This window comes from Parvibaculum sp. (assembly GCF_035325945.1).
GTDB lineage: Bacteria > Pseudomonadota > Alphaproteobacteria > Parvibaculales > Parvibaculaceae > Parvibaculum.
In genome coordinates, this window is sequence record NZ_DAOKYX010000047.1 from 1 (window position 1) to 10,804 (window position 10,804).

Sequence of the window (10,804 nt, forward strand, 5' to 3'; positions counted from 1 at the left end):
TCGGCGAGGCGGCGCATATTGGGGGTCGGATCGAGCATGGCGGTTCTCCTATCGCGAGAAGACGCGGCCGAGAAGAAAGCCGATGGCAAGGGCGATGAGGGCGCTCGGCACGGGATTCCTGTCGATCCTTTGCTGAAGGTCCGCGAGGCCCTCCTGCATGCGCTCGCCGATCTCCTCGGCCGTCTCGAAGGCGGAGCGCGCCTCTTCGCCGGGCGCGGCGGTCTTTTCGGCGAGGGCCGCCTTCGCGTCCTCAAGGGCTTTCGTCAACTCATCCACCTCGGCCTGAAGCTCCTCGGCCGTCCTGTCCGATTTTTCGTTCATCCCGGTCATGCCTTCCGCTCCCGGATTTACCCCGACGCTGCCGCAAAGCTTATCGCTCCCGCGCGCCCGCGCATAGGACGGCGGCGCCGCAGGCAGGGGGCCATCAGAGGTAGGGCGAGGCGAGCCTGACGAAAGCATCGCGGAGCTTCACCGGCAGGGGGCGGCCGGCGATCTCCTGATAGGTCACGGGCCGCGCGGCGGCGATCTTGCCATCGATGATGCGGGCGAGCCGGGCGGCGAAAGCGCCGCCGTAACATTCGAGATTGAGTTCGAAATTGAGGCGCAGGCTGCGGCCGTCCCAGTTAGCCGAGCCGACGGTCGACCACACATTGTCGACCGTCATGAGCTTGGTGTGCTCGAAGGGGCCTTCCGATTTCCAGACGCGACACCCGGCCTCGATGAGCCAGAGAAGCTGAGGCGTCGCGGCCCAGTCCACGAAGGGAAGATTGTTCGTGCCCGGCAGGACGATATCGACCTCGACGCCGCGCATGGCGGCAAGCGAAAGGCTCGCGCCGAGGGTCGCATCGGGGAGAAAATAGGGCGTCACGATGCGAATGCGCTCGCGCGCTTCCGAAAGGGCGCCGAGCAGCGTCCAGCGGATCGGGTTCATGCCCATGTCGGGGCCGGCGGGAAGGGCGCGCGCGATCGTGTCGCCGTCGATGCCGCTTGCGGCCTCGTCGGGGAACCAGTCCGGCCCGTCGAGGATTTCGCCCGTCGTGAACTCCCACTCATGGGCGAAGGTGTGCATGAGCTGGTGCACCACCGGACCTTCGACGTGAAAGTGATAGTCGATGATGGGCTTGCGCGGATTGTTGCGGACGAGATTGCCCTCCGCGATGTTCATGCCGCCGGTGAAACCCGTCCTGCCATCGACCACCAGAATCTTCTGGTGGTTGCGCATGTTGAGATAGGGCATCTGCCAGGGCATGAACGAATGCAGGAACCGCGCATAATTGATGCCACGCTCGCGCAGGAGCGGTATGAGCGAGGGGCGCGAATACCAGGAGCCCACGCCATCGATGAGCACGCGCACGCGCACGCCGCGCTCGACGGCGCGCGTCAGCGCGTCGACGAAGATGCGTCCGGCCCTGTCATTGTTCATGATGTAGGTCGAAAGCGCGATGGAGTGCCTCGCGCCGTCGATGGCGGCGATCATGGCGGGATAGGCTTCGTCGCCGTTCTCGAGAATCCCGATCCTGTTGGCGGGCTCGAAATTCTCGGGCAGGAGCTTCAGCCCGAAGCGGGCGAAGCTCTCGAGCCGGCGAAGCTCCTCGTCGCTTGCGACAGGAAAATGCCCCCGTTGCTGACCGGCCGAGATGACGAGCGGCTTGGCGAGCTTGACGCCGCGCAGCTCGCGCGCGCGCCGCTGGATGCGATTGATGCCGAAAAGGAAATAGATCAGCCAGCCGAAGAACGGCACCAGAACGATGAAGCCGACCCAGCCGACGGCGGAGCGCACATCGCTTTTGGTCAGCATGGCATGGCCAGCCGCGAACGCCATGGCGGCGAACTGGATGACGGCCGCCAGAACCGGCCAGAGATGCGTAATCAGCCACATGGACGGGAGACTAGTCCAAGGCGCGCTACTCTCCCACCCCTAGCTGCCCTGCCGGGCTAGAAGCTGATGGTGGTGCCTACGTAAAGCGCCCTGTCCTCGCCCGGGAAATAGCGCGACTTGCATCCGGTTGGCGCAGGCAGGCAGAAAAGATCGCCGCGATCGGCGTAGCGCTTGTCGAAAACGTTCATCAGACGGCCGAAAATCGTGAAATTTTCCGTGAGCCTGTATTCCGTCCGCAGATTGAAGAGATCGTGGCCCGGATAACGGCTGGAATTGGAGGCATCCATCCAGTAGGCGCCGAGATGAACCCATTCGATCTCGGCCCGGCCGCGATCCTCGTCGAAGGCGTAGCCGAGGCGCACATTCGCCACCGTGCGGGGCGCGGTGTCGATGTCGTTGCCGGGGAGGATCGATTCGGGCGCATATCCCGGCTTGGTGATGATGTCGGTGAAATCATAGGTGTGGTGCGCGTAGGAGGCGGAGGCCGCGATGTCGAAGTTCCAGAGGAGCGGCGCCGCGATCTCGGCCTCGATGCCGGCATGCTTCGTGCGGCCGTCGGTGATGTTGTCGCCGTTCGCATCGCGGAAGGCGAAATTGCGCTTCTTCATGAAATAGGCGGCAAGCTCGTAGCGCACGCGATCGATCTTTCCGCGCGCGCCGATCTCGATGCTGTCGAGAGTTTCCGATCTGATCGCGCTCGGGTTCTGGCCCGTTTGCAGCCGGTAGAGATCGGCGGTCTGGGGCGCGCGCGCGGCGCGTGCGAGATTGGCAAAGCCGATGATCTCCTCGCTGAAGACATGGGTGATGCCGAGCTTGGGCGTCAGATTGCCGAATGTGTCGGTGCGGTTTCCGGGGCGCAGGAAGCGGCCGGTGAGATTGCTCGCCGTGTTGTTGCGATAGTCGTAGCGCGTGATCTCGTAGCGCAGGCCCGCCGTCAGCTCCGTGCGCTCGCCGAGCTGCCAGACCGAATGGAGATAGGGCGCGGCGACGAGCGCTTTCACGTCGTAGTCATAATGCACGCCCGTCACATAGCCGCCCGCGCCGGGGATGGTGGGCGAGGACTGGATTTCGCGCAGATAGCCGTTCGTATATTCGGTGTCGAGGCCGAGAATGAGCCTGTGGCCGCCTTTGAGCGCCAGCGCGTAGCTGCCGAGCAGGCCGCCGGACCAGTGGCCGTTCTCCTCCACGGGCGTTCCGGGCTGGAAGTGCATGAGGAAGTTCATGCCGTTGGTGCGCATATAGGGTGTCAGCGCGATCTTCTGCCCGTTGCCGAGATCGTGCTCGATCCTGACCGCGCCGCGCACGGCCCAGGCATCGCGATAGGCTTCGGGATTGGCGTTGGCCTTGTAGATCGCGGGGTCCTTGTAGCTCGACGCATAACCCGCCGTTTCCTGATTGAGGTTCATCGCGGTGAGCGTCGCGCGGAGCGTCGTGTCCGGCATCGTCAGGTCGTAGCGGAACTGGCCCTTCTGCTGGCCATAGCCGGAATTCGCGCGGAAGCCGCCATCCTCGCCGAGCGCGAAAGTGCCGCGAAAGCCGTGGCCCGTGCCGTCGCTCTCGCGGATGGTCGTCGATGCTGTTCCGTCGAGATTGCGCACGCCATGCGGGCCGATCTCGCCGGTGAGCGATCCTTCCGGCGCCTCGGAAGGGGCGCGGCTCAGAATGTTGATGAGGCCGTGTTCGGCGTTGGAGCCATAGAGCGCGCTTCCGGGGCCGCGCACGATCTCGATGCCGCCCGCCCCTTCGACCATGGCGTCCATGAGTTCGTTGACATTGGCAAATCCCGCCGCGCGCATCGGCACGCCGTCTTCGAGATAGAGGAAGGAGCCCGCGCCCGCCGTGCCGGTGAGGACGGGCGAGCGGATCGCCGTCAGATGCTCGACGCCGCTTCCCTGCTGGATGTCAATGCCGGGCGCGCGGTTCAGAAGCTCGGCCGGCTGGCGCGGTTTCACGAAGTCGGCTTCGTCGCCGGGAATTTTCGTGATGTTGCCGGGATGGGTCGAGCGCGCTTCGCCATATCCGGTTGCGGTGACGACCATTTCGTCGATGGCGGTTGCGTTCTTTTCGGGCGCTTCGTCCGCCTGCGCCGGCAGAGGTGCTGCCGCCGCCAGAAAAGCCGCAAGCAATGCGAGATGCGGGATCGAGCCCCGGGCTGCGCCAGAATGTCTCACTTCAACCTCCCCTTGCGGCCCTCATTCGGGCGGGGCCGTCGTTTTTTGCCGGCTTCGTTGGCCGTTATCGCGGGCTTTAGCGCCCGCTTCCCCGTTCGGTGCAGCATGGCCGGAAATGCCGCAAAACCCAAGAGCCTCGCAGCGAGTTGCGGGGCGCCGCCGAGGGCGGAAAACAGGGCTTGCCGCAGCGTGACGGCCACCCTAGTTTCGGGGCATGTCTTCGCCGCTCCGCTCTAAGAAGCTGCCTTCCGTTGCGCTGTCGCTCGTTCTGCTGGGCATCATGACGGTGGCCGTCTCCTATTCGCCGACGCTCTATCGCTGGTTCTGCGAGGCGACGGGCTATGGCGGCGCGGTCACCGTGCAGCGCTCGCTCGACGGCGAGAGCTACAAGCGCCAGCCGGATGCCATCGGACCCGAAATCACCGTCCGCCTCGACAGCAATGTGGCGCCGGGCCTCGACTGGGAATTCAAGCCGGAGGAGGCGGCGGTCAAGACCCATATCGGCCTGCCGACGACGGTGTTCTACACGGCGAAGAACCTTTCGAACGAAACCATCGTGGCGCGCGCGACCTACAATGTGACGCCCGATCCGGCCGGATATTTCTTCACCAAGACGGAATGCTTCTGCTTCACCGAGGAGAGGCTGAAGCCGGGCGAGAGCGCGCGCATGCCGGTCGTCTTCTATGTCGATCCGGAGATGCTGACGGATACGAGCGCGAAGAACGTCCGCACGATCACGCTGTCCTATACGTTCTTCCGGCAGGATTCGTCGGAGCCTGCCGCTGCGGCGGCACGCCCGCTCGCCGAAGCGTCCGAGGCCCAGACGAAAGCGCTCGAAACGACGCGGGAAGCCGTGTTCGAGCCCGCAGAGGTCCGGCGGCGCTAGCGGCCCGGAGCGGCGTCCGGCATATGCACTCCCGCTGCGAGGTGCTGGATGTTTCCCATTTCCGATGAAAATGCCGAGCCCGGACTGCCGGTCGTCACCATAGGGCTCATCGCTCTCTGCGTGGCGGTGTTCCTCTGGCAGATCACGCTGTCCGACGCGGAAGCCGAACATGCGGCGCGTCTTTACGGCATGGTTCCGGCGAATGTCTTCGGCCTTGCCATCGGCGGCCAGACCGCGGCCATTCCCGCCTGGGCGACGATCTTCACATCCATGTTCATGCATGGCGGGCTCGCCCATATAGGCGGCAACATGCTTTATCTCTGGATTTTCGGCGACAATGTCGAGCATGCGATGGGGCGGGCGAGGTTTCTCCTCTTCTATCTCCTCGCCGGAACGATCGCCGCGCTCGCGCAGGCACTGCAGGTGCCTTCATCCGATGTGCCGATGATCGGGGCAAGCGGCGCCATATCGGGCGTGCTCGGCGCCTATCTCCTTCTTCACCCGTTCGCGCGGATTCGCGTCCTCATCATGCCGCTGCCGTTTTTCATCCGTGTCGTGAACATTCCGGCCGTGGCGGTTCTCGGCTTCTGGTTCCTGATCCAGTTCCTGAGCGGGCTGGCAAGCCCTGCCGATCAGGGCGGCGTCGCCTTCTGGGCGCATATAGGCGGCTTCGTCGCTGGCGTGGTGCTGGTGCCGTTCTTCAAGCGGCGGGGCGTTTCTCTCTTGCAGCAGGAGCGAAGCCGCGTTTTCGATGCCCGCCGCGAGGATGAGCGCGGCCATGACCGGCAAGGCGGCTGGCGGCGCGGCCCGTGGGATCGCTGAACCTTTAGCGCGCGATCACCGCGAAGCGGCATGAAAGGCGCATTTCCGCGCCGGGGGCGAGGGCGACGAGGCCGGTGACATCCGCCCCCTCCGGCCGATTGACGGCGTCGGGCACATGGCTCACCGGCTCGACGCAGAAGAAATCCTCATCCTGCGGCGTATAGATCACGAGGTGATCCGAGCCTTGCCGCTCCAGCCGAAGGGCGAGGGGGCAATCCTCCCATTCAATGAGAACGGGCCCGCCGCCGCCCGAGAAGCAATGGTCGAGCGCAAGCGGCACAAGCGCGCGAGACGTCGAAAAATCCCATGCGGGCGGCACGGCGGCACGCCGCAGCGGCAGGCGATCGGGTGCCGTTTCCCAGACGAAGGGTAGGTGGGCTTCAAGGCCCGCGCGGGCGCGGCCGGGAAAGAAGGGGTGGAGGCCGAGCCCTCCCGGCATCGGCTCGCCGGCGCGGTTCGTGAGTGTGAGCGTGATCGTCAGCGCTTCGTCGTCGAGCGCGAAAGTCTCGCGCGCGGTGAAGGACCAGGGCCATTCGCCCGCGTCATGGCGAAGGGAGAGCGTGGCTTCGCTCTCCGATACCGCCTCCACGGACCATGCGCGGCGCCAGCCAATGCCGTGGATCGCATGGGGCGGGCTGATGGGATCGGGCGTGAGTGCGATGCTGCGGCCATGGAAGGTGAAGCGACCTTGCGCGATCCGGTTGGAGAAGGGCACGAGCGGATAGCAGGCCATGGCAAGCGGGTTCGCCGCTTCCGCGCCCGCCCCGCGCATGTCGAAGGGGCGGAGCATCTGCCGGCCGCCGGCCGAGAAGGCGGCGAGGCTTCCTCCCGCCTCCGGCGCCACGATGGCGCTGAGGTCGCCGTGGCGGAGCGTGAGAAAGGCGCTCCGCATCGCGTTCAGACGGGCGGTATGATGTTTTCGAGCGCCATTGCTTCCGTGCTTCTTCCTCGCGACGCAAGGAGGCTCGAGACGAAGGACGTGCCGGCGAGATCGGGCTTCAGGGCCAGCGCGTCGAGGAGCAGCGCGTCGGCGGCCGCGGGGCGTGACGCCGTGAGCGCCTTCGATAGCATGGCGATGTAGATGGGCCCGAAGCGCTTCTTGTGGAGATCGTAGATCCTGAGCGCAAGGTCCGGGCGCCTTTTTGCCGCGCGCAGCGCGACGGTCGCAGTACGCAAGGGGAGCGGCTTGCGGTGCTTCCTCACGAACCGGTTGATCGCGGCCCGGTCGCCAGCCCGGCAGAGGCCGACGAGATCCAGAAACCCGTCATCCCGTGCGAAGACGCGCGAGACTTCATGGCCGACGGACGGCACATTGACGATGTGGATATTGGGAAGGCGCAAGGACGCATAGGCGTCGAATTGCGGCCGGCCGGAATGCTGAAGATCGCAGAATATGTAGATCTCGCCCGACATCTCGTCCGGCTTCGGATGCATGCCGGTGTGAAGCTCGGGCCGGAAATAGGGGATGGGCTGGCGCGTGTCGTTCGGGATGGCCGCGCGGTCGATGGTGTATTGCGGGGCCGTGACGACGACGGTCGAGGCGCCGAGAAGGCGGCTGTGCTTGATCGCGGCATAGCCGCCCATGCTGTGGCCGACGGTGATGATGCGTCCCTTGAAGCGGTCGAGCAGGTCGCGGTGCCTGGCGGCGAACTCCTCCACATCGGCGCGGGGAAACCAGTTGGGTGAACGCGCCGAAACGCCGATCGCGTTCACACGCCGCCGCTCGACCATCGGCTTGCCCCAGAAGTTCTTGCCGTCGGCGAGATAGGCGATCTCCCCAAAGCTGATGAGGAGGTAATCCGTATCGCCGGAGTGGAAAAGAAATTCCATGTCCCGGCCCGAGTGAATCAGCATCGACCTTCTCCTAAAAATTTTATTCAAAAGCTACAGAAGGCGAATTATTTGGCCAAGCGTTTGGATCAGATAATTCCATGACGAATGAACAGGCCGTGCAGGAAGGAGCCGGGAGGCGGCGTCCTGTTCTTGTCGATGCCGCGGCTCCGCAGCGCCTCGTTCCAGAGGTGGAGGAACCAACTCGGACGGGCAAGCTCCGCCACCCATTCCGTCCGTTCCGGACGCAGGATGGCGAAGGCGTTTTGGACCGGGACCGGATAGGCGAGCCAGGTCGGCGCGATCTCGCGTCCGGAGAGGATCTGCTCGAGGACGGTCGTGAGAAGGGCCGGACCGCTCTGCCCCCAGATCAGGTTCTGGCCCATGCGCCGCGCCTCGGCGAGACAGCGCAGCATGACGGGATGCCAGGGCGGGAAGCAGAGGGCGGCGTTGTTGAACTGGCCGTCATGCTGTTTCGCGTAGAAGGCCCGTACCGGGGGAATGTTGCTCGAGAGGCAGACCATATCGGTATCGACCCACCAGCCGCCGAGGCGGGACAGAAGCTCGTAGCGGAAAAGATTGGCGAAGGCGGCCGGGCTGCCACGGCCAAAACCGTTGCCCCGATAGACGAAGAACTCGGACGGATCGAGGATTTCGGCCGCATCGCGGAGTTCGACGCCTGCGGGCGCCTCGAGCTTCGGGTCGAAGCTGTAGAGTACGAAACGGTGGCCGTGATCGATGAAGGATTTGAGGCAGAGCCTTTCATAGAGGCTGAGCGGCGGGCCGGACCAGAACGACTGAAAGAGGTGGGGCATGGCTTGGGCGCCGATGACAGGCGGGAGATCAGACGGTGAGAGCCGGTGAGGGCGGCGTTGCAACCGTCCGGATGAAGCCGGTGAGTGCGTCGCGCATCGCCGCGCTGTTGAAGCGAGCGGCGGTGGCGCGCCCCTCGGCGATCATGGCGTGGATGAGCGGATCGCCTTGCGCGATACCGGTGACGGCACGATGGAGGTCGTCCACGACTTCCTCGATCTCATCATTATAGTGCCAGAAGCCGTTTCGCGGCGTCGCATATTCGAGCCCGCCATAGCCGTGATAGCCGACGACCGCGCAGCCGGCGGACATCGCCTCGAGAGACATGAGCGGGCAGGATTCGAGATGGCCGAGCGCAAGATAGACATGGGATTCGCCCATGATCTCGGCGGCGCGCGCTTCCGAGACGCCTTCGATCGGCTTCCACGGGATGTGCCGCATATGCGGGAATTTGGTGGCGAAGAGCCTGCGGATGATGTCCGCGTGCCAGCGCAGCTTGCGCGGCGAGAAGGCGATCTGCATCGTCTTCTGGCGTGGGCGGAATATTTCCGCATCGACGGCGATCGGCATGAAGGCAATGTCGTCATAGCCGAAAACGCGCGCCAGCATGTTCCTCGTGGTGTGAGCGACGCAGAGGATTTTCGCGAATCCGAGTTCGCGCGGCGTCTGCCGGGCGAAGAATTCGTTGCCGAAGAGATTGTAGGGGTTCTGGCAGAAGAGGAGCTTCGTCGCAGGCGGCCTCTGCTTCAGCAGATCGAGGAAAGGTTTGCTCAGCGCCTCGGGAAAAACCAGAATGTCTTCGGGCGCGATCCTGACCGTCAGTTCGGCGATCACGGCTGCGGTGGTGTCGAGCCATGTCGGTGGCCCTGCGGGCTGCCAGATCATGGCTTCGTAGCCGCTCTCGCTCAGAATTTCCGCGCAGCGATAGGCGATCTTGATGCCGCCCGTGATCTGGTGAGGCGCGAAAAAATTCGGAAAGATAATTCGCATCCGGGTTTCGCCTTGCCGGTGGCTAAAGCGGGCGTTGAGGCGCCGCGCCGTAAAAGGATCGCAGATGCACGATCATGATGATGGCGATGATGCCGCAGAGGAGGAGAGCGGGCGTTGTCGGAAAGAGGCGCACACGGCCGAACTCCCTCGGGCGCCGCTCGAGCCAGGCGGACCAGATGATGCCGGCAACGCTGAGGGCGAGGATGCCGAGCGTCACATTGAATGACAGAAAGTCGTCCATCCGTTCTTCAGGCCCCCGCCTATCGTGCCTAATTTCGCGCTACACTAACCTTTCGCCGTTCGGCCGAAAAGTGCCGTCGTTGCGGTGGGTCAGGTGACCCGCGGGGACCTCGCGTCGACGATCTGGCGTTCCTGCCCCATGAGTGCCGCAAGCTGCTTCTGGCCGGGTGCAAAGCCGGGCGCGACCTCGACCATGCGCCGCGCGATCTCCTGCGCCTCGCCGGGCATCGTCGCGGCAAGGGCGCGGCTCAGAAGCAGCATATAGGGGGCTGAGAAGCGCTCCCGGTTACCGGTCCAGATGCGATAGGCCGATGCGGGATGGCGGATGGCGCGGTGCGCGGCGACGATCTGCAGGCGCAGGCTCGATGCGTATCGGCATTGGCGGACAAAGGCTTTCAGGGGCGCCTCGTCGCCCGAGCGGGCCAAAGCTATGAGCCTCGGAAATCTTTCGTCCCGGGCAAAGATCTTTATCGTCTCATGATCCGTAAACGGAAGATCGACGAACGACAGGCCGTCATAGCCTATGTCGCGATATTTCTCGAATGAGCGGCGCCAGTTGTGCCAGGGGTCGCGGAGTATGTAGATGCGCCCGCCGAGTTCCTCGCGTCGCGGATGCATGTCCTTGTGGAGCGCTTCCACATAGAAGGGCGGATCGGGCCGATCCGTGCGGCCGCGCATGGCCGGGTTCAGCGAATATATGGGACAGCTTGCGATGACGGTCGTTGCGCCGAACGCCTTGCTGAATTTGATGGCGCCGAAGGCGCCCATGCTGTGGCCCACGAGGACGATGTCGCCCTTGAAGCCGCGGAGGATGTCGCCGTGGCGGGTGAGAAACTCACGGATGTCGTCGCCCGGCATGAACCAGTCCGGCTTGCGGCTGACGACGCCGATGGCGGTGATGTTTTCCCGCTCGATCATCGGTTTGCCCCAATAGCTCTTGCCGTCGGCAAGCAGGGCGATCTCGTTGAAGGTCACGAGCAGATAGTCGCTCCTGCCTTCGTGGAAAAAGAACTCCGTGTTTCTGGCGGAGTGAATGAGCATCGCCGTATGGCCTCTGGGTTCATGTCGCGAACACAAGGCTCGTAGCCGATTTCATGCCGTCATGTCATGCGCGTTTCGTCCGCTCCGGCCAGAACTTCGCCACGGCCGCGTTCGCTTCCTCCTTGTACGCAT

11 protein-coding genes are annotated in these 10,804 nt (G+C 64.4%); 2 read left to right on the top strand and 9 right to left on the bottom strand.

The window, feature by feature from the left end; all coding sequences use genetic code 11:
• Window positions 1-48: 48 nt before the first annotated feature.
• The 3 genes from PKA57_RS14340 to PKA57_RS14350 all read right to left on the bottom strand — a co-directional run bounded on the left by PKA57_RS14340 (window position 49) and on the right by PKA57_RS14350 (window position 4,050).
• Window positions 49-330, bottom strand: a complete 282-nt coding sequence (locus tag PKA57_RS14340) for a hypothetical protein (RefSeq protein ID WP_324301739.1) — start codon at window positions 328-330, stop codon at window positions 49-51.
• A 94-nt stretch (window positions 331-424) separates the two neighbouring features.
• Entirely contained in the window at window positions 425-1,879 is a 1,455-nt protein-coding gene (locus PKA57_RS14345; protein WP_324301741.1) for a phospholipase D-like domain-containing protein, read from the bottom strand.
• Window positions 1,880-1,935: 56 nt separating this feature from the next.
• A complete protein-coding gene (locus PKA57_RS14350; RefSeq protein ID WP_324301743.1) occupies window positions 1,936-4,050 on the bottom strand; it encodes a TonB-dependent receptor in 2,115 nt (704 codons plus the stop codon).
• A gap of 214 nt (window positions 4,051-4,264) precedes the next feature.
• Here PKA57_RS14350 and PKA57_RS14355 point away from each other — a divergent pair, with 214 nt between their 5' ends.
• Window positions 4,265-4,936: a cytochrome c oxidase assembly protein gene (locus tag PKA57_RS14355; RefSeq protein ID WP_324301745.1), complete on the top strand. Its 672-nt coding sequence runs from the start codon at window positions 4,265-4,267 to the stop codon at window positions 4,934-4,936.
• Between the two features lie 48 nt (window positions 4,937-4,984).
• A complete protein-coding gene (locus tag PKA57_RS14360) occupies window positions 4,985-5,758 on the top strand; it encodes a rhomboid family intramembrane serine protease (protein WP_324301747.1) in 774 nt (257 codons plus the stop codon).
• A 4-nt stretch (window positions 5,759-5,762) separates the two neighbouring features.
• Here PKA57_RS14360 and PKA57_RS14365 read toward each other — a convergent pair whose 3' ends face one another.
• From PKA57_RS14365 to PKA57_RS14390, 6 genes are all read right to left on the bottom strand, one after another.
• A complete protein-coding gene (locus PKA57_RS14365; protein WP_324301749.1) occupies window positions 5,763-6,650 on the bottom strand; it encodes an aldose 1-epimerase in 888 nt (295 codons plus the stop codon).
• A gap of 5 nt (window positions 6,651-6,655) precedes the next feature.
• Window positions 6,656-7,612, bottom strand: coding sequence for a hypothetical protein (locus PKA57_RS14370; RefSeq protein WP_324301751.1), 957 nt, complete (start codon window positions 7,610-7,612; stop codon window positions 6,656-6,658).
• Between the two features lie 65 nt (window positions 7,613-7,677).
• Window positions 7,678-8,403, bottom strand: a complete 726-nt coding sequence (locus PKA57_RS14375) for a hypothetical protein (protein ID WP_324301753.1) — start codon at window positions 8,401-8,403, stop codon at window positions 7,678-7,680.
• Window positions 8,404-8,431: 28 nt separating this feature from the next.
• Window positions 8,432-9,391, bottom strand: a complete 960-nt coding sequence (locus tag PKA57_RS14380; protein WP_324301754.1) for a hypothetical protein — start codon at window positions 9,389-9,391, stop codon at window positions 8,432-8,434.
• Window positions 9,392-9,413: 22 nt separating this feature from the next.
• Window positions 9,414-9,632, bottom strand: a complete 219-nt coding sequence (locus tag PKA57_RS14385; RefSeq protein WP_324301756.1) for a hypothetical protein — start codon at window positions 9,630-9,632, stop codon at window positions 9,414-9,416.
• Between the two features lie 89 nt (window positions 9,633-9,721).
• Window positions 9,722-10,672, bottom strand: a complete 951-nt coding sequence (locus PKA57_RS14390; protein ID WP_324301758.1) for a hypothetical protein — start codon at window positions 10,670-10,672, stop codon at window positions 9,722-9,724.
• Window positions 10,673-10,804: the final 132 nt, after the last annotated feature.

What these genes read in the sequence shown, in the direction of transcription:
- PKA57_RS14385 (WP_324301756.1), bottom strand. Translation starts at nt 9,632, where the DNA reads ATGGACGACTTTCTGTCATTCAATGTGACGCTCGGCATCCTCGCCCTC.
- PKA57_RS14390 (WP_324301758.1), bottom strand. Translation starts at nt 10,672, where the DNA reads ATGCTCATTCACTCCGCCAGAAACACGGAGTTCTTTTTCCACGAAGGC.
- PKA57_RS14365 (WP_324301749.1), bottom strand. Translation starts at nt 6,650, where the DNA reads ATGCGGAGCGCCTTTCTCACGCTCCGCCACGGCGACCTCAGCGCCATC.
- PKA57_RS14355 (WP_324301745.1), top strand. Translation starts at nt 4,265, where the DNA reads ATGTCTTCGCCGCTCCGCTCTAAGAAGCTGCCTTCCGTTGCGCTGTCG.
- PKA57_RS14380 (WP_324301754.1), bottom strand. Translation starts at nt 9,391, where the DNA reads ATGCGAATTATCTTTCCGAATTTTTTCGCGCCTCACCAGATCACGGGC.
- PKA57_RS14340 (WP_324301739.1), bottom strand. Translation starts at nt 330, where the DNA reads ATGACCGGGATGAACGAAAAATCGGACAGGACGGCCGAGGAGCTTCAG.
- PKA57_RS14360 (WP_324301747.1), top strand. Translation starts at nt 4,985, where the DNA reads ATGTTTCCCATTTCCGATGAAAATGCCGAGCCCGGACTGCCGGTCGTC.
- PKA57_RS14370 (WP_324301751.1), bottom strand. Translation starts at nt 7,612, where the DNA reads ATGCTGATTCACTCGGGCCGGGACATGGAATTTCTTTTCCACTCCGGC.
- PKA57_RS14345 (WP_324301741.1), bottom strand. Translation starts at nt 1,879, where the DNA reads ATGTGGCTGATTACGCATCTCTGGCCGGTTCTGGCGGCCGTCATCCAG.
- PKA57_RS14375 (WP_324301753.1), bottom strand. Translation starts at nt 8,403, where the DNA reads ATGCCCCACCTCTTTCAGTCGTTCTGGTCCGGCCCGCCGCTCAGCCTC.